We start from the raw sequence: 26,103 nt of genomic DNA, 5'->3' as shown, positions 1-26,103 counted from the left end.
TAGTTAGTTAAACCTTTCTCACTTACTAACCTTCTCACTCTCTAACATCATCACTATGTTACTAGATTACTCCGTCACTATCTAGCATTTGGTTACTAACTTCAAAACACACCACTTCATCTGCCATTTTGCCGATCAGCCTTTTATATAAAGAGACATATGCTTTTCTCGATTTCCGCAACTCATAATCCCCTTCGACCAATTCCCAGCTATTACCAACCAGAATACAGCCAGAAGTATCACCAATATTATTTCCGATATGAATGTAGACATAACTATAATTGGAAATCTCTTTAATCTCGATCATACCCTGATGAAAATCTGGAAACCGGCGTTTATACCGCGCATTCATGGCGCCATAGGTATTTAAGATCATCGAGTACTTGCCGGATGGAATTGCCGTTTCACCTTTGATTTTCACATCGCGAATGGCATCTTCCAATACATAGCACACAAATTCTCCATCGATATAGAGATGAGACAGGGTACTTTGCTTCCCCTGTCTGATTCGCTTCACCAGCACATTTCCCATACCGTTTTAGCGAGCTGTTAAACTGACCACATCACACCAATCACCGATCCCCCTTCTGTTACGTGCACGCACCCTTAGATAGTAAACATAACCGGGTTTGGTAGGCGAAAAAACATTCCCATAACTGGAACTGGCCTGAAAAGTCTCTCCCCATATCGGTTGTTCAAACTGATCCAGTTCATTTGATACCTGGTACTCATACAGGATCGCCTCTTTAAGAGGCTTAAATCTGACCTGCAACTGATCACGCTGTTTTCCATCAAGCAATGCCACCTCTTTAACCACAGCAGGAACCTCTACATTTCTAGGGTCAAGTTCCAAAATCAATCCCGAGCTCAATAAGATGGAGCGGGAGCCATCGGCAACGGTATTGACATAAAAAGCAATACTCCGTAAACTTTGGACCAACGCCTTCTTGCTCTCATTCTTCTCTTCAATTTCCAAAAGACTTCCACCGCGGCTCGCTTTCTGCCATTTCAGTTTAAAATCATCAGCCTGTGTTTTCAGATCAGCTAATGGAATGGGCAAATCGGTCAAAAGCGTGTGCCCATCCAAACAGTCCAGCACCTTTCCGATCATGGTATTGAATTCATGATCGCTGATTCCTGAATAGTCCAGGATTACTTTTTTCTTTCTCATATCACTAGGTATTATTGAGCTTTAGCTCCGTTAAAAAATTAGTTTCAGATGCACTTCCGGACGAACATCATGAAGCAAACATAGCCGTGGTACCTGCAAGAAATGGAACTTCCGGACACTAACGGACATTAACGGACGACCGAGCGGACTTCCGGACAAACAAATTCAAAAGCTTTGTGACAAAAGTTGATTCCAAACAATAATCAAGACATATATTTGATGTAGCACATCAAAGTGGGATACTATTTAACTTTTAGCATTCCGTACTTGAGAACAATCATCAGAAAATTTATAAAAAGCAAATGCTCTTTTATAAGAAGGGCGCACTTCTTTAGAAAGATCGGCTACCAATCGACAAGACAGCACTTAACGTTTAATAAGAAGAAATGATAATTTTAAAAACTCGAATACAGTTTAGCGATGAAGGTTCACTTTTTAAGAATGAGCAAGACAATATGGTTAACTAGTGAGCATCTTTCTACAATAAGTATCTCCTTATTCACAATCAGGGGATAACTTTGCTGAAACTTAGATCGAAGTTTTAGAATTAGTGAGTGCTATTTTATAATAAGTGTTCCCTATTTTTCAACAACTGTTTACTAATTGTGGATAAGTAATCCCTCATTCACAATTAGTGCTTGTTTAATCACAATTTGTGGATAGCCGAAGCAAAAGAGTGATTCAAGAAAGAATTGGGAATAGTCAATCGATTAAATTTTTTCGTGCTTTACTTGCTAATTTCCCCAAAATATGAGGCCCCATCCCTTTGGTTCTTTCAAATAGAGCTGCGACCTCCGATTTTAAAAAATAAGGCCGCCTTCCGACTTTCACGACTGGAAAAAGTAATATGCGGTTGACAGATTCGTAAAAAGTAGATCTACTAATATCAAGTACCGAACAGATCCATTCAATATCGACATACGGCGGTATGTTTTCTTGTTGTACCTGTTGCTCCTTAAGATGAGGAGAAGCAAGACATACAAATTCATATATGTTCGACAGAACCTGAGGGGAGGTCGGGTCAGCAGGAAAACGCGCGATGGTCTCCTTCAGTAAATATTCGTACGGAATATCGGACAGCAGGGGCTGCACCTCATATTGCATCAATTGGGTTAAAGTCTGTTGCATCTGTTCGATAAGCTTGATTTTTGACATAGCTACTGGGCATAAACAAGACCATAAACGGTTAGCGTACTTCCTGATGGGAGCACAGTGAAAACTTGAAAATTAATATTTAGTATTAATTTACTCAGACTGCTTCTTCATGATTATATCATCCTGAACATCTGATGAAGAATTAAAAATACTGCATCACAGTTTATTAGACACTTCCCATAACCTAAATTCTTTATAAATATTTCGGTCACCGACCGACACCTCATTTGCCAGATATCGCATCTTAATTTCCTTGTTGAAAATATCAACGATATAATCCGTGTTAACCACAAATGAACGGTGGCATTGAATAAAGCGTTCACGGGGTAACCGCTCTAATACATAAGACATTGGTTTTCCGACAACAATCTTGATGGCATCTCCAAACCACAGAATACATTCCATACCATCGGCCTCCAAAAAAATAATTTCAGGTATCCGTACCAGCTTATGATGATACATATTTCCCACTTTGACCAGAAAAATCTGTTCATTGGGTATAAGTATCGGGTGCCTCTCATTCCAATACTGTTTTACTTTGTCGACAGCTTCTACAAAACGTAAATATTCCAGCGGTTTTGGCAGGTAATCGGTCACATCATAATGATAGCTTGCAGCGGCATATTTATCCGTACCGGAACAGATGATGACCTGCATCCCCAGTCTAGACTTTCGGCTTGGCCGTTGCAGTTCTTTGATCTGAGCAATCAATTCTATACCTGAAAGATTAGCCATCACCATGTCCACTATCAATAAATCGATGGTACCTGTCCTCACCTTTGTCAATCCCTTTTGTGGATCAACTGTTTCAAAAACTTTTACCAGTCCATCGGTCTTTGCGACATAGGCACTTAAAAAATCAATAGCGTGCTGGTCATCATCGATTATTCCAACTCTAATTTTCTTCAGCATAATTTATCAAATTTGTTTTTTGTAGTCAATCGTAATCGTCAGTAAATAATGCTCATCCTGCATCTCAGTGAGAACCTCCGCCGCATCGGCATAATAATACCTTACAATATCACGCCATCGGTCCATACCTGTTCCATCCGTTCCGATCTGCCAGTTTTTATCATGAGCGATCTTATTATATACCTTTATATGCATCATGTACCTGCTCAGCTGTATCTCTAAGAGCGCGGAACTATCATGCACCCCATGTTTCTGGCTGTTTTGCAAGAGCGATACAAGCATAAAACGTGGTACCAGGTGGCCTCCCAAACGGTCGGGATACAGCAGATCTACCTGCTTATCGTGGTAGATCTGATTAAGCCGTTCGACCGCTTCCATCTCTTGATCCAAAGTAACAAACTGCAGTTTTTCATCCGACAAGCCATCTAACACATAATGAAGCAACCGATCAACATGTTGCTTTTCAGTTTGAGAAACAACTTTCCAAGCATATAACTGTTGCAGTAAGTTGCGTAACAGGTGTGCCACCTCCTCACGTACAAGAGCTCGAACCTTCCCTTGCGACGCATCGTGACGGAACATGTTATTGCGGATCTGTAACTTTTTGACAAGTAGCAACCGTTTTCCCATCCATACCAGAGCACTTATCCGCGACTCGAACAACACGAGCAGACAAGCATATAAGCTATATTTAAAAAAGAATACAGCCAGCCCCAGTCCCACCTGCAATAGAGAAATAGGGAGATGAGGTTTATAAATAGAACTTGTCCACTGTCTGGGAAGTAAAAACAGTATAGTGACCACCAGCAGGAAATACAGCATGTATAAGCAGAATATATAAAATAGTATCTTCAAACCTCGCCGAAAATATCCCGACTTATCAACCATAAAATGTCTAACAGCTAGAAAAACACCGCTGTAAGCCAAAGCAATAAAGATAAACTGCACAAAGGGTAGATCAACAAAACTAGCATGATTTACCTGATAGAATAAAAAGCTGTAGCCTATTAATAAGAAAAATATACCGTACCCAGGTAAGCGATAAACAATTCGTTTTTCGTGCATATCAAAAAGTAAGATTTAGGTTTACAGGATCGCAAGAAATTAACTTGACAAATCATTAATATACTTGTTTTTTAAAACAATTCAAAATTCAGATTTAATTCGGTTTTCATTTTCCTCATAATATGCTGGTAAAGCAAAGCATCCACAGGATAAAAAAGTCCTGTCGCCCGTTCCAATAAAAAATATTGATCTGAAATCGGATAAGGAATAAATTCGGGGTAACTATGTGGTGTATTTGTATTTTCCAACTTTATGGGGGTAGATCGGATATCATGATGCACAAATAACCAGCCTTTCCACTGCGCTGGATAACACAGCAGATCATGGTAAAATTGCAGAAAGAGGTCCTGTAAAAATACTGTTGCATCAGTAATGATCTGCATTTTGCCAAGTTTAAGCTGTATGCCTTCATCCGGTTTAACGAGTAGCCAAATAGGTACGACCGGTATTTGATGATATTGAGCCAGTGTTGCCAGTACAGAACTTAATGACCACCATCGATCTCCCAACGGAAACTGTATGCTATGTTTCAACTGTTGTCCAACGCCCATATTTCCATCTAAATATACGAGTAGTTGCAGCCCCGATTTCAGAGCATAGTTAATATGCCAGATGGCAGCCTTATCTTGCACATTAATTAAACGGATGTTTTCACTATACTGCGTTAAACTAAGTTCTTGGCTATAGTCGTCATATACCTGTTGGCTCACCAAGACATAGAGCTTCACATTTAACCGGATCAATAGATGAGGCAATAAATGGTAAGGTCCCATATGAAAAGAAAACCAGATACAGCCCTGTTGCGTTACATCGAGCTGTGAAATAATAACGTGTAATTGTCTGTTCAGATCTTCACGGTATTTTTTGGTCAAAACGAGACGCTGCAACGACTGCTGCGTTTGCATCATTTCATAACACTGTGCAGTCGTCAGTTCTGGGAACACCCCATATATATTGGTTGTATAATGTGCAATCTCACGGAATTTAAAAGCAGTACTGTCTCTGCACGAATGCGTGATTAGGTTCATAAACAAAGTATTGAAGGTTTGATAAATAGGCTGTCTATAAATAATAGACAGCCAAATAAACTTTACAGCCAAATAATATCGCTTTTCTTTTCGTCGCCCAGGAAGGCCAAATAGCGTTTAATCTCCGCAAAAGGCTGACCTACTTCTTGAGGCAATTTCTTAATTTCCATAATAAGTGATTCGTCTCTTTTCATGATTTTTCATTTATAAATAGTAATACCATCAGTTATCTGGCGCCGATAACCGTTCATTTAGGGCCCTTACATTTACCCTAAAATCGCACTACTATCCAACTTGATGAAAATAATTTCCCAATACACATAACAGCTCTATTTACACGCTTTTAAAAGCCATAAAATATTTAACCTCTTAAAACCCCTACATTCACCTTATAAAAACACCTATTCAGAAATATTTTTATCAATTAAACAGGTAATTATTATTATAGACTAATTTTTCTTTTAATATCGAGAGAATAAGTAACATATAAGTCTAACCCGTAATAGTCTAGCCAGTTAACCCAGTAATCAGTAACATAGTAACAAGTAACGCAGTAAAAACCATGACACGCTTATCTAATTACTATAATCTAATTACAATGAAGTAACCAACTAACCTTCTAGCTATCTAACCACCTAATCAATGATCAAAACCTATCACTTTCCAATACCCCAAGTTGCACAATTCAGTGGACCAATGCACAACTTTCTGCCACAGCATCCCGATGCTACTACAGTTAGGCACGAAGCCGAAAACATACAGCTTATGGAGACCTATTTGGACTATCATTCAGTACTCTTATACCGTATTGAAGCATATGCTGAAGCAGACTGTATCTTGCCACTTAAAACAGAAAAATCAGATTTTCATCTGCTTTATGCTTTCAAATCCCCAAGTCAAATTATTATCAAAAACAACAAAAGCGAAGATCATATTCAGCTACCAGGTGGACATGGCACGTACGCCTATGTACCAAAAGGAAAATTTTCCGTCCACCTTCAGTACGGTCATTATCTTGTCTATGGTTTATTAATTGATGTAGGTTTTATTCGAGCTAACATCTTTCCCTCACATAGCTTTCTCTATGAATTTAGAACCGCACGATTACGGGATAAAAAGAAATTATTCCAGACCCCGATCTGGCCTATCAAAGAAAAAACGAGTTATCAGATCCAGCGATTAGAAGAGATTTTTTTTCATTACCATTCCGGTCATGAAGCCGAGATAATCAAAATGCTCTATATCCTATTTGACATTGCTAAGTTCAAACAATTTACAAGTTATGAATGGCTTGATCCAAATGAAGATCTTGCTAAACGTGTACGAGGCGCTATACAAGACCTCGTTAGTCAAGAATTTAGCAATCTATCACTAAGTGGATTATCTGAAAAATTCAGTATCGGACACAAACGGCTAATTGCTGTACACAAAGAGTATTTCAAACAGACTCTGCAACAGTACCTGCACGAGCTTATTATTATCAAAGCGAAAGAAAAGTTAGCCCTGTACACTGTAGGTGAAACAGCCACTTATTGTGGCTATAGCGAGGTAAGCAGTTTTTCCGATTTTTTCTTCAAGAGGGTGGGCATACGACCGAGCGCTTATCAGCAACAAATATTGACAGAAAAAAAATAAAGTAAGCAAAAGAGCCAATTACGATCAATAATTGGCTCTTTTGCAGCTTTTAAAATTGAGCTACCACTTCACAGTTACACCTTTAAAGTTAAAGGGTATTCCGCTGGCACCTCTGCCGATCAGCCTTAAACTTAATAAGCTGATATCGGGTACTTTTTCTTTTATCTCATCAAATATAACTATGAAACCATAATTGATATCCTTAACAGCATGCGCAATATGCAACGTTCCTGTCGGTTCATTTAGTGGACCAGCGTTATAGCTTTTGTATAGATTACCCTTTGGATCGACAAGGTCCTGATCTGAAAATTGGATCACCTGATCGCCATCTCCCAAATATTTTACTACGGAAAGTCCAACCCTGTCTAACTACTCAATACTAACAATCTAACTACTATGAACTAACCTTCTAACAACTTATCAGTAACGAAGTGACAAGTAAACAAGTGACGGTCATTTCTAACCAAATAATCTTCTAACCCCTTAACCTTTACAAGAAAAATTCCGAAATCAGAATACGTCAATCGCCGAAATAGAATTTTGAGATACGCTCTACCTTTGAGTAAAGATGTAAACAAAAACAAAGTGGTCATGAAAATTCTAATCAAACGATATAACCCATACATAATTGTAGCCATTGGACTGATATATTTGGTTATTTCAACCGTTAGTATCAATCGTTTCTCACAAGAGGTATTAAAAAATCAAGCTCACGATATGCGTGAAGCAGTTGTGGATTTACTGAAAACACCACAGTGGTATTATATAGAAAATAGCACCGTACCAAATCACAAACAAGGAAGCTGTTAAGCGAAAATAAAAATAAGGAAACATGAACAACAAGGTAAAAAATATCATCGGTAAGAGCATCAGTATTTTCTTGATCATCTTTTGGTTGTTTGTTGGTTTGGAGAAAGCATGGAGCTGGCAGAACTTTAGGATTTCCTTGCAGCAGCAACCATTGCCTGACTGGTCGATAGGCATTATATTTTGGCTGGTACCACTGCTAGAAATACTCACCGGTATCTTGCTGGCTTTTCGAAGTAACAAAATGCAGCGGTTAGGTTATTGGGGTTCTATTTTACTTCTATCGGCTTTTACCATCTTTATCGGTCTGGGCGTAGCTGGAGTTTATGAAAAGCGTCCATGTACCTGTTCGTCCATCTTTAATGAAATGTCCTGGGAGTGGCATCTGGTTGTAAACATTGTCTTATTGAGCATATCTATATTCGGGTTGTTAATACTTCGTCCTGCTTTATTATCCCCAGGTGATAGCGAGGGATACAGCAAAAGCGTGCGGTTGTTTTTCATGTATCTAGTCCTAATCTCAATCGGCACAGTACAGAGCAGACCATTCGGGGTGAAAACAAATGCATTTGTGATGGCCCAGAAAATGAACACCTTCCCCAGTAGTCAGGTGTATCAATTTAAAGTATTTTGACACCAATTAAAACCGCCAAAATCATATACCGACAGAGGCAACAATTATGAATTACAATTTTTAACATAACTTTTTTTTACCGTGTTTTTTTTCCACCACGTGAAATAAAAACCTGACCCATGAACTTAAAAAACATATTCAAAAAATATGCGCTGGCTATGGTAGCTGTCGCAACGATAACAACATTTTCTGCTTTTAAAGTAAGCGGTGTAAATACAGGAAAACTATTTAGTCCCACTTTATACTTTCATGGAGATCCTACGATTGCATCAGAAGTGGAAGATGAATCTCTTTGGACCACAACTCCAAATGGAGAGAATTGTAATAACACACAAGAAGCAGCTTGTTCGCTAGAAGTAGATGCCTCAGACTTAAATGGCAATACTTTAGATGCTATGAAAGTTCAAATTAAAGCTAATAAAGTTGGAAGCGGTTTCATTCCAAGTGAAGAGCCTAGTTCAAATGCTACGCAATTTAATCCTATTAATAGAACATTATAGGGAATAAAGGTCTCCCCTGTTTATCAATAATTAATTGCCACAGTAAAATGGTAGATTACAAATTGATAAACGATAGACGGCTCGTCAAATTGAGCCGTCTATTATTACTTCTTATCTTGGGTTTTGCTCAACACCAGCCAACCGAATAATATCCTCTGGCAAAGGTATAGCGAAACGATTATCATTTGGTTTTAGTTCCACCTTACCATCCGCACCTTCTCTGATCAAACTGATCATTCTTCCCTCTAGGTTGAGTCTTTTAATATCCATCCATCTCAACCCTCTAAATAATAGTTCCTTTCTCCTTTCGAGCAAAATTAAATCCAGTAAATTCGAGATATTAGTTTCAGAAAGGGGCATAAAACTAGTTGATTTATAACGTTTGCTCAAAAGTAAATTAATGTCCGCTAACGCTTCAGCTATCTTCCCTTCTCTAGCCAAACACTCAGCCCTGACCAAATACATTTCATCAGTCGCGATACCGCCAAACAAATTATTAGAACCCGTATATTGCCCTTTAAAATTTATGATCGAATTCGTCATTTTAAAAAATACAACTTTCCTTAAATCGTTAACATCGTATGTACGATACAAAAGCGTATCCACACTTGAATAAGCAGCTGTTAACGTTGATGATCCGAGTTGCATATAAAAGGTCGTCTCCTTATTGAATATGGTGAAAGGATAATTAGCTGAAGGTTTTACTAAAGTCGCGTCGTTATAATCCATTAATTCATTCTTACTTTCCAAATAAGCATTGGCATAGACTAAAGCCTCCTTATATTCCCTCATGGAGAGATAAGTTCGTGCAAGTAAACCATAAGCTGCTACTTTACTTGGACGCATCATGTGACTTGCTTCGGATGGAAGTAAATCTACTGCAGACTTTAAGTCAGTGAGAATACGTGCATAGCATTGGTCAACTGACGAACGGGTAGATTTAACATTAAAATCGGAGGATTCGCGCAATACAATTCCGAGATCCGACTTTGCTGTTTGCGCATCAAAACTTTTTGAGTAATTCCACAATAAACTAAGATAAGCCGCAGATCGGAATAATAAAGCCGAACCTTTTACCCTATCCCAGTTTATTGCATTCTCTTTAATTCGCTGAATTTTATCTAACTTTTCTAAAACCAAATTGGCATTATAAACAGCAGTGTACATCGTTGACCAATCATTCGGGAAACCATATTTTGACTCCTGCCATAGATACTGCTCTTTTTGTTCTGTGGGTAGCGTTTTTAAATTTTCAATCGGGATAAACGCATTATCAGATGAACTTTCACCACTGCCACAATAATTTAAATTCATATTCTTGGAATAATCCAACAGTCCTTGTAAATCTTCCAAACTATTTGGCACCACCAATCTATTATTTGACTGTACATCTAAATACTTATTGCAGGATTGCAATATAAATTGGCATAATAATAGCATTAAAACAACCTTTTTCATATTTTAATAATTTAATTGTACTCCCAAAGAAAACACTTTAGGAGGGGTCAAACGATAGGCAAACTCCGGGTCAATCTTTTGCTTGTTACTTCTCCACAAAATTCCGAGGTTAGACAGATTTCCGTAAAATTTAATACTTGAACTGGTTCCTTTTAAGCTTAAAGGTCTTTGCCAAGAGATATTAATATACTCCAGCCGGACATGATCACCCTTCAATACATGAATTTCAGATTGCGTATAAAATGAATCTCCCGAGGACACTAATGGATAATGCATTTTTGGTGTATTCGTATTACTTTCATCCCCTTCTTTTTGCCATCTACTTTCAAAATCAGGATATGCATTTCCACTTTGAAACAAGGTAAAATAGGATGTAGCAGGTTTTAAGAAATAATAGTCGCCTTTGAAACTCATATTAAATCCAAAAGAAAACGCTCTCCAGGAGAAGTTATTAATCAAGTTGCCAAAAAACTGTGGTTTTGCAGACCCATAAAAATTAATGCTTCCATCACTTGTTGATTCTTCAATAGAGGCAGCCCTTATCTTAGAATAATCAGTACTTTTTTCTCCATTTATATATCCCTGTGCCAAACCTTGCTCATTCAATCCCGCCCATCGATATGCAGCAACGGCATTAAGCGGTTTTCCAACTAAGGGCGTTATTTTATTTCCATTTCCTACATAGCCAGCACCACTCTGATTTTGAGGCTGATAATATGCAGTAGTCTTATTTGAATTTGTACTAAGATTCAATCGCGTATCCCATTTTACAACTGCGAGCGTGTTTTTTGAACTGATACTAAAGTCCACCCCTCGTCCCTCCATCGCTCCGACGTTCTTGATAATAGAACTATTTACACCCCATGCAGTATAGTCATATTCCATAGAACCATATAGATCTTTACCTTTTTTAAGGTAATAGTCTATCGAACCCATGATACGTCCTTTGAAGAGATTGTAATCCAAACCAACGTTAAATGTACCCACCTTCTCCCATCGTAGCGATGGATCGTTGAGTTTCGAAATATTCAAAACTTTAAATTTAGTGAAAGAATCCGTTAATATATTGGCAACAGGTTCTGGTGTCTTTGAAACATCGACATTGCCACTATACCCATATGTCGCTCTTAGTTTTAATTGATCTATCCATTTACTATTTAAGAATTTTTCCTTACCTAAATCCCAAAATGTGCCAATGGACCATAAAGGAGACCATTTGTCATTTGTTGTTGTTCCAAAGATATTCGCTCCATCTTGCCTGAAAGAGGCTGAAAGCGCATATTTATCTTTCCAAATATTTGACAAATTCACAAATGTAGAAACATAACGATTAATGGTTTTAGAAAAATCGGGAACTCCTACAATACTCTGATTCAGATCATCAGGACTTGTTCTGAAAAGCGTTACATAATCTATGGCTGCATAAGCCAACGGAATTTCATTATATCCATAAGCTGTAAAAGAATTACCTTTTACCATATTTTCTCTTATTTCAACTCCCGCAATCCCGACCAGATGATGCAAACCAAAACGTTTATCGAGATTTGCTTGTCCACGAACAGTATAAGATTGACCATCATTTTGTGAATTTTTCAATATTCCAGACTGAGGAACTGGATTAGTCACCCTACCATTAGCATCGATTTGCGTATATTTATTGATTATAGATCTTGCTTCATAACTATTTAGGGTACTAAGTACCTCCTGTCTCACAGACTGAATTTGATATTGACCAGATAAACTTAGTTTCAAAAATGGCTTCAATTGGTAAGCAAGTCCAAAAGTAGCAAACAGCTCAGTCAACTTTGAAACAGTGTTGCTATACTTATATTCCGATAATGGATAGTAAGACCAATCTAAATAGCCCGTATTATATTTTTGATCGAGATATAATTTTCTATAATTCTTCTCAAATGGAAGTTCCGCTCCCACTTCATCCAAAAATTGAAGATAAGGAACAGTTTTACCTGCATATGTCAAAGATGTATAATCAGGCTTACCATTTTTGTTATTTGTACTGGTATAATTTACCCCAAAATCAATCTGCAACTTATCCGCTGGCTTAAAGCTATTTGAAAACATTAAGTTCAATTTCCTGTTGCGCTCATCCAAGTGCGATTGATCTGTGGTATATCCAGTCGCAAATCCATAGGCATGCTTTTGTCCTCCTCCCGAAATATTCATACTGTATTGTTGGGCAAAAGGATTTTCGTAAAAAGCGTCCGCATAATTCTTAAGTCCATTTTGTTGTAAAAGCTTATTCGTGAGGTTACTCGAATCAAGAGATGTGATTAAAGCTTTTTTACGCTTATCTAGGATATCAATAACTGGAGTCATGGCTACATAACCAATACTGTTCAGATAGACATTATAATATCCCTTATCATACAACATCTTTTCAATATCAATAAAGTCTTTGTTTGACAGTTTATAAATCTGTGTCAGATCAGGTTTTTGCTTAAACAAAAAAGTACTATTAAAAGAAATTCTAGCACGTTGATGGTCTTGAAGACTTCCTTTTTTAGTAGTCAATACAATCACTCCATTACCAGCTCTCGCCCCCCATATAGCCGCAGCTGCTGCATCTTTCAATATCGATACCGATTCAATAGCATTTGGATCAATATTTGAAATATTTCCCTCATAAATAAAACCATCCAAAACAATCAAAGGATCCAGTTGACCATTAATGGTACTTAATCCCCTAATGGATACATTTAATTTTTGCAAAACAGGATTTTGTATAGGTTGATTATCAAATCGAATGGCTGGCACCATATTATTCAGTCTTCCCATAATATTTGTTCCGGTCTGTTGATTCAACATTTCTTGTGAAACCACATCAATAGCACCAGTTACTTCATTCGCTTTCAATGTTTGGTAGCCCGTATTAACATCGACCATATCTAGATAATTTTCAGATTGTATCATATTCAATACAGTATTACCCTCAAAGTATTGGACTGAAACTGTCATACTCGAATAACCAATACCAGATATCAATAGAGAGTCATTATTAACTAAACCCGTAAGTGTGAATCTCCCATTCTGATCCGTTTTACCAACCGATTTCCGTAATTTAGAACGAATGGTTATATCCGGAATCGACACTTTTGTGACCGCATCCTGTATTACGCCACGCACAACTATATTCTTTTCCACCTGAGCCTGGCCCAGATAGAAGCCTACACTAAAAAGCAGTGTGAAAAACAATACTTTCATAACTATTTGAACAAATAGATGTAAGGATATTCCTTATACGCTCTGACCTTAGTGAGAATAATACCCCTTTCTTTGAAAAAATCTAATTTTTCCTTTTCACTACGAAATACAAATCCAGCCGGAATTGTCATGTCGACCCGTGTCATTTCGGACCTATCGATGACAATAGGAACTTCAAAAGCATAAGATAGTCCTGATATGATATTGTATATGGGTATATTTTGAGAATAAGATTCATTATTCACAGAACTTGCTTTGGATATCATGATGTTACTTTTGGTTTTAATTTTATCGAATTCGGGTTTAAAGCTCACCGTGTAGAATTCAACAGTATCCTTTCTTCTCTCAACAGCAATCTTAAAATACTGCGTAAAATCCTTTGTGTATAATTTTCGGAAAGCCATCTTTGAAACCGAATCTCTAGAGAAAAACTCGTACCAATACCTACTCTCATCCTTATTATTGTTTATCAAATCCAGCTTAAATTCAATTCCCAATCCCGCTTCGTAAAAAGCACTTTGAGCATCGTACCCCTGCATCTCAAATGGAAACGCATAGTTGAGCAGAAAACTTAACGTCTGATTACCTATCCTCAGGTAAGTAGTTCCATTTCTATAAATAAAGTTTGGATAACTATCTAAAAAATGATCTCTCTGTTTAGCAAAAACAGAATATTGATAAGTATTTATCGTATCAAATAATGGACCTCCTCCTCCTCTTCCTTCATCTCCAACATTGATATAATAACCTGTATTCTTTATATTTCCGTTGGCACCTTGTATCCAACTCTCAATATTACGATCTGTTAAATTGTTTGCACCTGTGGTCGCCACAAATTCACCTTTAGAATTTATAACAGCTACGGTCGGCAATACATTATGCTTAAACAAGCTTGTAAAAACAGTATCATCAGTTATCGTAGCTAATGAAGGCGTATAATTAAAATCCTTCTTATACTTTTGAAATCGCTTTGCGATACGTTCTGCTGTATCTCTATTTCGTTTACTATTGACCATAATGACTACCAGATTGTTCTTGAACCGCTCCTGGATCAATTCCAATTTTGGAATTCCTTCAATGCAACTTTTGCATCCAGTCGACCAGAAATCAAACACTATCACTTTGCCTTTATAGTCCGAGAGGTGAACCTTTTCCTTTTTTCCATTGAAATATTCTAATTCCATGGGCATTTCCCAAACGAAATCTGGAATAGATTCACCGCTCTTTAAAGCTTTAATCTCCTGCCCTCTACCCACTTTTACCGACCCCATCACCAACAAAACAGCCACAAAAAATTTACCCACCAACAAGAACCCTTCTCCCTTAGATCGCATCAGCTTTTGGAGATAGCTCCAAAGCTTGCTTATATATTTTATATGTATTTTGATCATATTTTTAGACATAATGTGCCCATACTCCATTTCATACCGAGGGAGACTTGATTCTAAAGTCTTTTCTTAGCCCTCGGTAGAAAGGGAATTGATAAACACTGAAACTTGATTATTTAATTGTTCTCCGCTAACATTGGATAGGTCTTCCCTACTTTACCTCCTATTTTCGTTTTCATGATCATAGTTGGCTGTTCTTGCCACATCAGCTCGATTGATTCACCTTTATCTGTCATAAATGACCGACTGTCTTTCACGACCGAAAGATTCTCGACATGTACTTCCAGTTGAAAGTAATCGTTCAGATCGTTCAATATCCGTTGACCATACTGCTCTCTTTCCGTATCTGCAGGTACGGTGAGCTCATAATCGTAAAAATCATTATTGGCAGACACCTGGCGATAGTTATTGGTTCTTCGCCGTACCAATTTGGATTTATCTTCACCGTGCACGATGATCTGTTCCGTAGGAAAACTCAACGGCAATCCCAGTGCAAACAAATAGCATTCATAAATAGCCATATTCACCAGTGATATCCGGAGCACATCCTTACGTTCATCACGCACCACCGCGCTGTAAGAGTCGTGCTCCTTTTTAGAAGCAATCACATACGAATAGTAGCGATCATTCGGGCGCTCGTCAGTTCTATCTTTAAGTCGGTTGCGGAGTGGCTCTTTTGTCGACACCACTACTCGCTTTTTAAAAGCTCCTTCCGGTAAAAGGCTTATCATAACAGGTTTTTTGAGGATTGGAACACGTTTTTTAGACTGGTACGAAAACATTTCTTCCTCTGGGGACAGCGCATAGCTTTCCCTTTTGCTATTTTTTAGCATTCGATTAAGTATTACGTTAAGCTTAGTTTAGTGGGCTGGACTCTAGAAATCCAGCAACCTGCTATTAATAGCTTAACAGTTAAAAAATAAGATGGAATAAATGCAATAATATGTCTTCAGTACGTATTAAAATTATTCTTCGTGATTGCATTTTATATAATTCGAATAAAAACCGATTCATATTATACAGAAAATCTATACAAATAAAAGCTTAATCGTTGTTTAGCAATAAAATATTCGTTACTTTTAATGTGTGAAAATTTAAGGAATCGAAATCCTATTGCTTTTGCGCTGATTGTGAAGCTATGAATCGGTAAAACCAACAAGGGATCGGACAGTTAAAATGGCTCTGTATTATTATCGCCATTTTTCATTGCCCATCACAGGTAGATACGCCCTTTTGGTTTTAATGGATGACAAGCTATTCCGGTTGTCGGAGCTTGTTTTTTATCAACGCATTGATAGCGCTATGCCCTGCCCGATCCTGGATCGGCAGACGTAATATTGGATTTCTGGACTTTCTATTTTTCATCATTATTTGGTTAATAAAACATTGGTTAATGAAAATAAGTCTCGTGCGGAAGAAAAGGGGAAGCTTTATATAAAAAGGCAAGCCCCGCTATTCTCCACCTAGAACCGGGTACGGCAAAGAACCCAAGACACAGTTTCGAATAGGGGAGCTTGCCCCTTCATTTTTGCTAAAATACAAAAAGAATGGGGGTTCGCAAACCCTACATCTCGTGTCTTTTGAAATTTGCCGTTTCGATTCCGAGACTACAATCAGTTAACTGACTGTAATACAAATATACAAACTGTAATCAAATAAACAAAAGTATTTAAATAAAATATTCACAGAAATATCAAAATGGGAAAAGTAATTAATTATACACTTGCTGAAAAAATTTCTGAAAGAATGGATACAATACTGAAAGAATCAGGTTTAACCCTAATTGGATTAGCTGTTTTATCAAAAGTAGGTAAAAGTGCAATATCTAGTTATCACAGCAAAAGTATCCCCATATCAGTTGAAACTGTAAACAAAATTTGTGAACCACTTTTTATTAAACTTAAAGACTTTTTCGATTTTGAAACCAATTTAATACTTAGCACAAAAGCTTTATTGGTAATAGAAAACTTTAAAACACTTAATGTAGTTAATCTTCCAATCTATTTTAAATCAACAGGATGCTCAAAACCAGTCGGTTCAGGTATTAAATGGGAACGAGAAATGATTAAATACATAATTTTAAGAACAGATTATTTCACGACAGCAAGGTCTATTGCAGAAATGACACTTGACTTTAGCAAAGACTACGGTCTTACTCTTAAATCTGGACGCCTGTATAACTTATTGAAAAAATATATTGGAAATGAACTAAAGAAAGAACCGGTCTTACGCATCAATAACGATAGTTCAAAGTCAAAAAGAACAATATTTTTATATAGTAGAGCCTAACAACTGAAGTTTGATCTCATCAACTCTTCGAATAGTTCATGATGAGTTGATTTACTTTCAATAAGCATCATGGATTGTCTTATGAATTCTACGGAAATGGTGAGCGTCCAGAACAATATATCTTTTCAAAGGGAAAAAGCGAAAATTTGCAGAAAGTCTAAAGGAACTCGATCCGGTTCATTTCAAAGAGTTCGTTCCTTTATTTGATAAACTGCAATATCTAATATCAGATAAGAGCAATTTAATTGTCTAAGTGTAACAATATTATATATTTTAAAAAAAGAAATAAAAAAAAATATGCAGTTATTTTGAGCTTTTTCTTCACCTAAGCGAGAATTATTCTATAAATGAACCGTGCCATTAATATGATGTTATTCGTTTCACATAGAGCTTTAATCCTATGAATTTTAAGCCTATAATCTACAACACCACCTACAACAACATTTCTACTACAAACTGTACCATCAGTAACACCATCAATTTGGAAATTAAACTTTTCGTGATTATGTTTGTTCTATACGTACAAATAAAACGTTCAAGTACCGCCAATAGTACACATTTGAAATACTGTATTAGAGTCCAATCCTTGAAATTTCTGAGGAACACTTTACATGTAGTATTGGTATGAAAATTGAAGAAATAATAATATTATGAAAGAGATGTTAGATAGTCTAAAAAATTTTCTCGCTACTAAAAGTAGAGAGGAAGTGATGGAAATTTGGTCTTCCGGCAACTATTTAGATAAAGGAGGGCTCAAAGTTACTGAGTTCTTATCAAGTAAAAGATGCAGTATAACTTTCACAAATGAAAAAAATAATTTTGAAAGCTTCAAGATTAACAATAACTTAGGTTCGAATTCATATTCGAACCTTTTTTATTTAATTCAATCCAATGCAATCAGCATCTTTCAAAATTTCGAACTACAAGTTCACTAAAACATTATTAGATTTTTCTTTTTATAAAGAAGGTGAAATCGATGTTTCTTTTGCTGTATCAGGCACTTTTATAAAATCAAGATCTATTTTTGAATTAAGGTTTGCAATAATCGCAAAAAGTGAAGGTATTACTGAAGCTTTTGTTTCAGTTGATTGCGAAAGTATTTTCGAGTTTACTAATGTTTCAAGCCTAGCGGAAGTCCCAGATTATTTCTACACAAATAGTATAGCAATTCTTTTTCCATACTTAAGGGCTTATGTAAGTACAATTACTGTGCAATCAAATATCCGTCCCATAATTCTTCCAACTTTGAATTTGTCAGATTTAAATGAGCCTTTAAAGCAACATACTAACGAGATAGATTAGAAATTTAGGTAATGGTAAAGGATATTTTCCACACATTAACTTTCAGAGGCAATAATGATGAAGTGTTAGCTCATGGTCCTTATATATGCGATCGTGATGACGCATGGCTATCTCCTGGATATTACTTTTGGGAAGAATCAATAAAGGCTGCACATTATTGGGGAACAAATAGATTAAAATCTGATTACATCATTTGCAAAGCAGAATGTTTAATTAACGATGATAATTGTTTGGATTTAGTTGGTAATGTTAAACATCGAGATGGTTTTAGTGATTTATTTAACGAGCTTAAAAATAATGGCTACGTTACCGAGGATACAACTGTAGGTCATGTAATAGATTTCCTACGTAAATCTGGTAATTTTTCATTTGCATCAAGTAGGATAGATAGTACAGATGCATTTAAATATTTTATTGAAGATCCTGATCAAACAAAAGTGCTAAAGTTCGATCAAAAGCTTACACACGTCAAATTAAATCTAAATCTAGTTGTCCAGATATGTATTTTTGATTTAGAAGGAGTACTTTTCAGCAGTTTCCAATTGGTGCACGATTCCACGGATGTCGATGTAGCGTAAGAAATGAAAGAAGAATTATATTTAAAGAACAGGATTGAAAGCGTTAAATAATAATGGCCTTAAAAATTATGTTTGATGATGAACAAGTAGTTTCGTATAAAAACGAACATTGATAGCAGAGTCAACAATTTATTGCAATATACATCATGGATTGTCTTATCGACAATTCTACTGTGATGGCGAGCGTCCAGTAATCGGCTGTTATTAAAATTGCTAACTTTGCGATACAAAAACATTATATCTATTATCAATGAGTGAGTTTTCAAAAATTTATCTTGCATGGCGTAAGGGGTCGGGATCCCGTAGGCATATTGTTGGTCTTTTGGAAAAAGACAACGATAATAATGTTACATTTCAATATTTACCTGAAGCCAAAACATTAAGAAAGACAGAAGGATTTATACCCTATTTCGAGTTTCAAGACTTAGACAAGGTATATGACGTCAATGTACTTTCTATTTTCTCCCATAGATTAATAAAAACGGATCGTCCTGATGTTCAAAATTTTTTAGACTTTTGGGAAGTTCCTGCTGATAAGGCAGATGACAAATTTTATTTACTTGGCAAAACTCAGGGCTTAACGGCAACTGACAACTTTGAATTTCTTGCAGAATACCATAATACAACAGATCTTCATTTTTTAACCGATATTTCAGGACTTTCTTATGCTCAGATTCCTCGAAACTTTGTAAAGAACGGAGACTTACTCCAATATGCGTTGGATAAAGATAATGAGCATGATAAAGAAGCTGTAATTGTAACATTCAACGGTACCAAGCTTGGATATATAAAAAGAATACATTGTCGAGTATTTCAAGAAGCTCCAAATTTATTATTGAGTGTAAAGGCTATTGAGCAAAATGGCGTAATCAGAAAAATATTCGTTAAAGTAACTAATTAGCATAACCACACGACTTCCAATAATTTTTTAATTCCATCGGCATTGATGGAATTAAAAATTAAATAAAAAGACAAACTACACTCATATTCCATACAGGAAGAAATAGCCCATAGGATACATCCCAACTAGCTCTTCCAATAATTAATAACGTGTAAGGTCTGTTTTATATCCACATCATATATTATCTGTGAACTTTAAGTTTTAACTCGCTAACCTAATAACCTCATAACATAAAAAATGTCGAGCGTCCAATTATTGGCTTGTTACCGAAACCAGCAGATGGAGATAAGAAATAATGGCGGGCATTGATAACTGAATTAATAAGACAATAAAAAAAGGGATCCTTACAGAATCCCTTTATATCTTATACTTGGTTACATTTCAGAAATGAAAGAGGCTTGACCAAGTCTTACAGTGCAAATATAGTAATTTTTAAACCAATTACCAAAATGAAAATAAATCTTAGACATAAATATCTTTCCCGATCAAGGTACAATAGGTATTTGTATGCCACCCATAATCATAAAGAAAAAGCAAAAAGACTGTATAATGCAAATATTAGATTGGCACAAGCATTTCATCCATTACTGACCCAATTTGAAGTAATCCTTCGTAATTCCTTAAGTAACATACTAGCGGCACATTTCATTGATCCAGATTGGATTATTAATCAAAAAAATGGATTCATGAGCAATCCCTCTCTTGGACAATCACGTTATTATCTAAAAGAATGCATTATAAAATCCGAACGTAAGTTCAACCGAAGAAATACAACCATTACTAATGGTAAGCTATTAGCAGACCAAACATTTGGTTTTTGGATAGCACTATTTCTACCACATCATTATTCCTTGTTGAACGGAAAACCAATACAAATTTTCCCTCATAAACCTACGAATGAAAACCGCGCTAGTATACATGCCAAATTAGAAAAAATCAAAGATTTTAGAAATAGAGTCAATCATTGTGAGCCAATATGTTTCAATGGACAACATATTGACTGTACAGAGGCTACAGATATCAAACAAATTCTTTATCATTTAATCAAATGGATAGATCCTGAATTAGTACCATTTTTTACAGCAATTGACAATATCAATAATAAGACAAATCAAATACACAATATTTAAAATAAAATTTTTAATTCAAAAAGAAATTCTTTAGAACAATATCGAACCCAAGCCAACCTTCGAATAGTTCATGATTTGTAGAATTTGTTTTTATCGGAATCATGGATTGCCGAAACGACAATTCTAGGGAGATGGTGATCGTCCAGTTATTAGCCTTTCACCGAAACCAACCGAAGGAAATGAAAGTGCGGAAGAAGGTCTATCATAAAAATCCATTCCTTTGAAAACTAAAACTTTTTAGTATATTTAGTTTATATTCGTATAACGGTTTACGTTAGATCTGTATATAAAATAGCATTAAGCTGTGTTTTTGTCAGAAAGCACCTTTCGAATAAAAAATCTATCGATAAAGATTTATCTACCAATAATAATTAGGGAAGGGACTTCGAAATTTTTGAAGTCCTTTTTTCTCAAAACAGGTTTACTTAAATAACGACAACTCAAATTTCACAATCTTACTTTTGCACGCGGTCTAGAACCATATAAATTTCGAATAATTCACGATAAGTTGATTTACTTTCAATAGGCATCATGGATTGTCTTATGGACAATTCTACGGAGATGGTGAGCGTCCAGTTATTGGCTTATTACCGAAACCAGCTGAGGGAAATGAAAGTGAAGGATAAGGGTTGAAATGGTACCGATGAAAGTAAAGCAGATTAAGCTATAATAAAAAAAGCCGAAAGGTCAATCGGCTATCTGTATAATATATAATAATTTTATAATTTCTCGACTTCTTCAATAGAAAGTCCAGTACCTTTAGCAATATCAGCTATAGGTAGACCCATTTTTTTAAATTCTAATGCAACGGAAATCACTTTTTCATGCTCAGCTTTCTGTTTTTCTACCTTAAGCTTAGCGCGCTCTTCTAAACGTCCCTTAGCAATTCCTTTTTCAATGCCTTGTTTTTCCGCCTTATCTAATAAATATTCGTGAGTGCCCATAATATTGTTCCTCCCTAATTTTTTTTCAATTTCTTGTTCAAACTTAGTTAAAAATTGAATAAAAAAACAATTTTAACGTTCTCTCATCAACCTATCAAAAACAAATATGACTTATCTTTGGGATCAGGAGATTTAGCAATTAAAAAGAAGTATCGGAATGGGATAAACCCCTGAAAACAACAGTTAATCATGATGGTTGATTAACTGTTGTTGTAATGTTTAGTTAGAATGAGACTTAGTATCTTTTTCTTTTTTTATGTATAAAATATAAAAGAAAATTCCCCCCGATATTATATAGGGAATAAAAATAAATAAGTCTTTAACCAAAAAATTGTGATTTTTTCTGTAATCTTCAATAATATCATTTATGCCTAGTCCGATGCAAAATAGGCAGATAACGAAAGCGATGAAGATTATTTTTTTACTTATTTTAAACATATCTTATAAAATTATCGACAAGAAGCTCCCCATTGAGCACTTGCATATATAAAACCCGCTGCTCCAATCCCTGCTCCAATCACGCTTGCTCCACTTGCGGCTAAGCCAACAAATGCTAAAGCTAAACCAACTGATGCCCCTGCGCAAGATGTTAAAAATCTTGCTTGTTTATTACTTGAATGGAGCTTAATATATTGATCCTTTTGTTGCAAAGAAATAATTTGTGGATATTCTTTTGCTGTATAAGCCATTGCAAGAATTACACCTTCAAATTTGTTATATATTCCATTTTGTTTTAAAATTTCACTGTATCTTTTCACTACCTCATCTGGATTTTTTGAATAAGAAATTTCATTAGATAAATTTATAAAAATTTCTTTCTCTCCCAAAGTTATAATGTTTTCCTGAGCAAGTGAATTAATAATATCAATACTATTGGTTTTTGTCGAGAGTTTTTCTAAAAGTTCGATTTTATTAGAGCCTGCTGTATATTTTTCATTGTTATTAGCATGCAAAGCTAACGCTGATCTCTATATTTTATCAGTTAATTGTAGAAATTAATTAATTTATACAATTAACTATCTATACAACCTATTCTTTTCTGATAAGATAATTCTTGATAGAATGTATGTTTATTATATTAAATAATAAATAGTGCGCATTCAACTCATTTCCAATAAAAATCAATTCGCTTCAATAACGACAGCACAGCATCGAGCCGAACAATATACCTTTATACTAAAGTTGAACTGTAGCTTTTAGTCTTAAACCAACTATTCGAATAACTCATGATGTTTTAGTATTGTTGGCAACAGACATCATTGATTGTCCAAAGGACAATACTATTAAGATGGAGAGTGTCAAATTATTGGCCTATTACCGAAACCAAGTGACGGAAATGAGAATGAGCAATAAGGTCTATCATAAAAAGCCCTTCCTTTGAAAACTAAATCTTTTTAGTATCTTAGTACAAGATTGTGTAGCGCTTCAAATTTGGAGATTTAACAGTCAAGTTATCCCTTTTTTTCAGGATAAGGCTTTTAAATAAAAAATCTATTTCCACAGATTTATCAGCTACTAAGTAAGATTGAATAAATGTAAATCTTAGTTACTATTCACTTGATTATTCATCTACCTATAATAATAACAGAAAGGACTTCGATATTTTTGAAGTCCTTTATTATTTAAATGATTTGGTTAAATGAGGACAGCTCAAAATTTCAGAATCTTACTTTTGCACTCGGCCTAGTTCCATATAAATTTCGAATAGTTCATTAATGTATAGAATTTATTTTTTATCGGAATCATGGATTGACCTCCGTACAATTTTACGAAGATGGTGATCGTCCAGTAATTGGCTTATTACCGAAACCAGCCGAAGGAAATGAGAGTGAGTGATTAGGGATATCATTACTTTTTTCACTATATTAGGTATTGTGAACCAATTATATCATAAATTTCAAATCATAAATAGTATAGAATGGACATCAATACGAATTCTTATAAAAAATGGCTGGAAGAAATTAAGTTAAAAATAAAAACAACTCAACTTAAAGTCGCTATTAGCGCCAATTCTCAATTAATCGAACTTTATTGGGACCTAGCATCTGACATTATAAGAAAACAAGTTGAATCAAATTGGGGTGATGCAATTTTAGAACAATTGTCTATTGATTTAAAACTGAATTTCCCAAATATTAATGGTTTTTCCAGACGAAATCTTTATGCTATACGTCAATGGTACTTATTCTATAATCAACAGTATGACTTTGTGCCACACCCTGTGGCACAAATACCATGGGGACATAATCGACTTATTATAACCAAAATAAAAAATATTGAAACAGCTATATTTTATTGCAGAGCAATAGTCGAAAATGGCTGGACAAGGGACAATCTTGAATTAGCTATTAAAAATAACTACTTCGAAACAAAAGGTAAATCTATCACTAACTTTGAACGTATATTACCACAACATCAATCCGGGTTAGCAATAGAAACATTAAAAAATCCATACAACTTTGATTTCCTTGGACTAGAACAGCACGCTCTAGAAAGAGAAGTAGAAGCTGCAATGATAGAACACATAACTCAGTTTTTAATTGAACTTGGAAAAGGATTTTCATTTGTAGGTCGTCAATATCAAATAATAGTAAGTGACAATGAATATTATATCGATCTTCTTTTTTATCACTTACAACTGCGGTCATTTATAGTTATTGAACTGAAATCTGGAAAGTTTAAACCGGAATATGCTGGAAAACTAAATTTTTATTTATCAGCTATAGATAGTCAACTAAAACATTCGTCCGACAATCCTTCTATAGGCCTCATATTATGTAAGGATAAAGATAAAGTTGAAGCAGAATATGCCCTCAGAGATATTAACAAGCCTATTGGGATCAGTGAATACATACTAACACAAGCATTACCAAAAGATTTTCAAAGCAAGTTACCAACTGTCGAACAATTAGAAAACCAGCTAGGCGAGGATTTAAATACCGTCGATTAAACAAATAGTTATCATGCTTTGATTTATCTTTATCGTTATCATAGATTGCACTCATGACAATTTTACGGAGATAGTGGACGGGTCCAGTTATTGACTTATCACCGAAACCTGGTGATGGGGCGGAAACAAAAAAATAAGGGTGAACAAGAAACGCTATAAATTCTACCCGAAGAGGTGGTCCTGAATAAAATTTATGTATTCCGAGGGCATAAAGTAATGCTGGATAGTGATCTCGCAGAATTATATGGAATTGAAACTAAAGTCTTAAAGCAAGCAGTACGAAGAAATATAACCCGTTTCCCTGATGATTTAATTTTAATTGTTTGAAATTTATTGTGAAATTGATTCCCTTAGGAATTTATGTTTGAGTTATTAGAAAATGAATTTGAACTTTTGAGGTCACAAATTGTGACCTCAAAAGCAGATAATAGAGGTGGTAGTCGATATTTGCCAATGATGTTCACAGAACAGGGAGTCGCAATGCTATCTTCCGTATTAAAAAGCGACATCGCTATCTAAATAAACATACAGATAATGCGTGTATTTACGCGTATGCGTCAGTTATTAATCGATAACACTGATCTACGCCTCGAAATCGCTGAAATAAAACAAACGGTTGAAAAGATTTCTAAAAAACAGGAAGGTCAAGATAAAAATATTGACCTAGTATTTGAATACATTGATCGTCTCCAAGATAAACCTGCGAAGCACTCTCCGAAGGAAATCGAGGAACCCATCCCAAAAGAAAGAAAAAAGATAGGATTTAATATTGGTGATAAAAAGCAGTATTACAGGTGATAACGAATCCCTACAGAAAGATAATTGATATCCATAGCATCCTCAAATGGATAATATTTCACTTTGTAACCTGCAAAGACCGTACTTTTAACGGGATCAAAACGATACGAAACGAGACTGTAAAATAAACTGTGTCAAGGATAATAAACAGAAGTATTATTTTTGACATAGTAATTATGAGTATTAAGGAAAACGATTTTGATTTTGAGTCCATGAAGGACAAAGCGCTGGAACAG

General features: G+C 35.5%; 25 protein-coding genes and 1 pseudogene. 12 read left to right on the top strand and 14 right to left on the bottom strand.

Annotated elements, in window-relative coordinates:
• Positions 1 to 61 precede the first annotated feature (61 nt).
• The 7 genes from JAZ75_RS07955 to JAZ75_RS26075 all read right to left on the bottom strand — a co-directional run bounded on the left by JAZ75_RS07955 (position 62) and on the right by JAZ75_RS26075 (position 5,525).
• Positions 62 to 532 (bottom strand): DUF5675 family protein, encoded by a 471-nt coding sequence (locus tag JAZ75_RS07955; RefSeq protein WP_208701052.1) that lies wholly within the window; start codon positions 530 to 532, stop codon positions 62 to 64.
• A 6-nt stretch (positions 533 to 538) separates the two neighbouring features.
• Complete coding sequence (locus JAZ75_RS07950) at positions 539 to 1,171, bottom strand: hypothetical protein (RefSeq protein ID WP_208701050.1); 633 nt, start codon at positions 1,169 to 1,171, stop codon at positions 539 to 541.
• Between the two features lie 702 nt (positions 1,172 to 1,873).
• Positions 1,874 to 2,326, bottom strand: a complete 453-nt coding sequence (locus JAZ75_RS07945; RefSeq protein WP_208701048.1) for a helix-turn-helix transcriptional regulator — start codon at positions 2,324 to 2,326, stop codon at positions 1,874 to 1,876.
• A 156-nt stretch (positions 2,327 to 2,482) separates the two neighbouring features.
• Positions 2,483 to 3,238: a LytR/AlgR family response regulator transcription factor gene (locus JAZ75_RS07940; RefSeq protein WP_208701046.1), complete on the bottom strand. Its 756-nt coding sequence runs from the start codon at positions 3,236 to 3,238 to the stop codon at positions 2,483 to 2,485.
• Positions 3,239 to 3,244: 6 nt separating this feature from the next.
• Positions 3,245 to 4,303, bottom strand: coding sequence for a hypothetical protein (locus tag JAZ75_RS07935; RefSeq protein ID WP_208701043.1), 1,059 nt, complete (start codon positions 4,301 to 4,303; stop codon positions 3,245 to 3,247).
• A 71-nt stretch (positions 4,304 to 4,374) separates the two neighbouring features.
• Positions 4,375 to 5,331 carry a hypothetical protein gene (locus JAZ75_RS07930; RefSeq protein WP_208701042.1) on the bottom strand — a complete coding sequence of 319 codons (957 nt, stop codon included), beginning with the start codon at positions 5,329 to 5,331 and terminating at the stop codon, positions 4,375 to 4,377.
• Between the two features lie 62 nt (positions 5,332 to 5,393).
• Positions 5,394 to 5,525, bottom strand: coding sequence for a hypothetical protein (locus JAZ75_RS26075; RefSeq protein ID WP_021188430.1), 132 nt, complete (start codon positions 5,523 to 5,525; stop codon positions 5,394 to 5,396).
• A 448-nt stretch (positions 5,526 to 5,973) separates the two neighbouring features.
• On the opposite strand from JAZ75_RS26075, the gene JAZ75_RS07925 reads away from it, so the two are divergent.
• Complete coding sequence (locus tag JAZ75_RS07925) at positions 5,974 to 6,966, top strand: AraC family transcriptional regulator (RefSeq protein ID WP_031287292.1); 993 nt, start codon at positions 5,974 to 5,976, stop codon at positions 6,964 to 6,966.
• A 60-nt stretch (positions 6,967 to 7,026) separates the two neighbouring features.
• Here the strand turns inward: JAZ75_RS07925 and JAZ75_RS07920 are convergent, their stop codons facing one another.
• Entirely contained in the window at positions 7,027 to 7,302 is a 276-nt protein-coding gene (locus tag JAZ75_RS07920; protein ID WP_021188428.1) for a hypothetical protein, read from the bottom strand.
• Between the two features lie 255 nt (positions 7,303 to 7,557).
• Between JAZ75_RS07920 and JAZ75_RS07915 the strand changes: the two genes are divergently transcribed.
• The 3 genes from JAZ75_RS07915 to JAZ75_RS07905 all read left to right on the top strand — a co-directional run bounded on the left by JAZ75_RS07915 (position 7,558) and on the right by JAZ75_RS07905 (position 8,907).
• On the top strand, positions 7,558 to 7,776 hold the full coding sequence (locus tag JAZ75_RS07915; RefSeq protein ID WP_208701040.1) for a hypothetical protein: 219 nt from the start codon (positions 7,558 to 7,560) through the stop codon (positions 7,774 to 7,776).
• A gap of 22 nt (positions 7,777 to 7,798) precedes the next feature.
• On the top strand, positions 7,799 to 8,407 hold the full coding sequence (locus tag JAZ75_RS07910) for a MauE/DoxX family redox-associated membrane protein (protein WP_021188426.1): 609 nt from the start codon (positions 7,799 to 7,801) through the stop codon (positions 8,405 to 8,407).
• Positions 8,408 to 8,526: 119 nt separating this feature from the next.
• Positions 8,527 to 8,907 (top strand): hypothetical protein, encoded by a 381-nt coding sequence (locus JAZ75_RS07905; protein WP_021188425.1) that lies wholly within the window; start codon positions 8,527 to 8,529, stop codon positions 8,905 to 8,907.
• A gap of 111 nt (positions 8,908 to 9,018) precedes the next feature.
• Here JAZ75_RS07905 and JAZ75_RS07900 read toward each other — a convergent pair whose 3' ends face one another.
• The 4 genes from JAZ75_RS07900 to JAZ75_RS07885 all read right to left on the bottom strand — a co-directional run bounded on the left by JAZ75_RS07900 (position 9,019) and on the right by JAZ75_RS07885 (position 15,808).
• Entirely contained in the window at positions 9,019 to 10,365 is a 1,347-nt protein-coding gene (locus JAZ75_RS07900; RefSeq protein ID WP_132769731.1) for a RagB/SusD family nutrient uptake outer membrane protein, read from the bottom strand.
• Between the two features lie 3 nt (positions 10,366 to 10,368).
• Positions 10,369 to 13,587, bottom strand: a complete 3,219-nt coding sequence (locus JAZ75_RS07895; protein ID WP_132769733.1) for a SusC/RagA family TonB-linked outer membrane protein — start codon at positions 13,585 to 13,587, stop codon at positions 10,369 to 10,371.
• A 2-nt stretch (positions 13,588 to 13,589) separates the two neighbouring features.
• Positions 13,590 to 14,978, bottom strand: coding sequence for a TlpA family protein disulfide reductase (locus JAZ75_RS07890; protein WP_197086427.1), 1,389 nt, complete (start codon positions 14,976 to 14,978; stop codon positions 13,590 to 13,592).
• Positions 14,979 to 15,091: 113 nt separating this feature from the next.
• Complete coding sequence (locus JAZ75_RS07885; RefSeq protein ID WP_208701038.1) at positions 15,092 to 15,808, bottom strand: hypothetical protein; 717 nt, start codon at positions 15,806 to 15,808, stop codon at positions 15,092 to 15,094.
• Between the two features lie 865 nt (positions 15,809 to 16,673).
• On the opposite strand from JAZ75_RS07885, the gene JAZ75_RS07880 reads away from it, so the two are divergent.
• From JAZ75_RS07880 to JAZ75_RS07860, 5 genes are all read left to right on the top strand, one after another.
• Complete coding sequence (locus tag JAZ75_RS07880) at positions 16,674 to 17,264, top strand: helix-turn-helix domain-containing protein (protein ID WP_021188420.1); 591 nt, start codon at positions 16,674 to 16,676, stop codon at positions 17,262 to 17,264.
• 891 nt (positions 17,265 to 18,155) lie between these two features.
• A complete protein-coding gene (locus tag JAZ75_RS25970; RefSeq protein ID WP_021188419.1) occupies positions 18,156 to 18,566 on the top strand; it encodes a protein-export chaperone SecB in 411 nt (136 codons plus the stop codon).
• Positions 18,567 to 18,577: 11 nt separating this feature from the next.
• Positions 18,578 to 19,144 (top strand): hypothetical protein, encoded by a 567-nt coding sequence (locus JAZ75_RS07870; RefSeq protein WP_021188418.1) that lies wholly within the window; start codon positions 18,578 to 18,580, stop codon positions 19,142 to 19,144.
• A gap of 250 nt (positions 19,145 to 19,394) precedes the next feature.
• The gene (locus JAZ75_RS07865) at positions 19,395 to 20,045 is read left to right on the top strand and encodes an HIRAN domain-containing protein (RefSeq protein WP_208701036.1); all 651 of its coding nucleotides are present in this window, start codon (positions 19,395 to 19,397) and stop codon (positions 20,043 to 20,045) included.
• 449 nt (positions 20,046 to 20,494) lie between these two features.
• Positions 20,495 to 21,175, top strand: a complete 681-nt coding sequence (locus JAZ75_RS07860; protein WP_132769745.1) for a hypothetical protein — start codon at positions 20,495 to 20,497, stop codon at positions 21,173 to 21,175.
• A gap of 719 nt (positions 21,176 to 21,894) precedes the next feature.
• Here JAZ75_RS07860 and JAZ75_RS07855 read toward each other — a convergent pair.
• Together JAZ75_RS07855 and JAZ75_RS07850 are read right to left on the bottom strand one after the other, a co-directional pair.
• The gene (locus JAZ75_RS07855) at positions 21,895 to 22,119 is read right to left on the bottom strand and encodes a hypothetical protein (RefSeq protein ID WP_208701034.1); all 225 of its coding nucleotides are present in this window, start codon (positions 22,117 to 22,119) and stop codon (positions 21,895 to 21,897) included.
• A gap of 449 nt (positions 22,120 to 22,568) precedes the next feature.
• Positions 22,569 to 23,072, bottom strand: coding sequence for a hypothetical protein (locus JAZ75_RS07850; protein ID WP_208701032.1), 504 nt, complete (start codon positions 23,070 to 23,072; stop codon positions 22,569 to 22,571).
• 965 nt (positions 23,073 to 24,037) lie between these two features.
• Between JAZ75_RS07850 and JAZ75_RS07845 the strand changes: the two genes are divergently transcribed.
• From JAZ75_RS07845 to JAZ75_RS25960, 3 genes and pseudogenes are all read left to right on the top strand, one after another.
• The gene (locus tag JAZ75_RS07845) at positions 24,038 to 25,069 is read left to right on the top strand and encodes a YhcG family protein (RefSeq protein ID WP_021188410.1); all 1,032 of its coding nucleotides are present in this window, start codon (positions 24,038 to 24,040) and stop codon (positions 25,067 to 25,069) included.
• A 174-nt stretch (positions 25,070 to 25,243) separates the two neighbouring features.
• Positions 25,244 to 25,588, top strand: a pseudogene (locus JAZ75_RS25965) (ORF6N domain-containing protein).
• Between the two features lie 15 nt (positions 25,589 to 25,603).
• Positions 25,604 to 25,867, top strand: a complete 264-nt coding sequence (locus JAZ75_RS25960; protein ID WP_156169684.1) for a hypothetical protein — start codon at positions 25,604 to 25,606, stop codon at positions 25,865 to 25,867.
• Positions 25,868 to 26,103: the final 236 nt, after the last annotated feature.

This window comes from Sphingobacterium sp. UDSM-2020 (assembly GCF_016132525.1).
GTDB classification, from domain to species: domain Bacteria; phylum Bacteroidota; class Bacteroidia; order Sphingobacteriales; family Sphingobacteriaceae; genus Sphingobacterium; species Sphingobacterium anhuiense.
The sequence above is the reverse complement of the archived record's forward strand: the minus strand, read 5'-3'. Positions and strand labels throughout refer to the sequence as shown.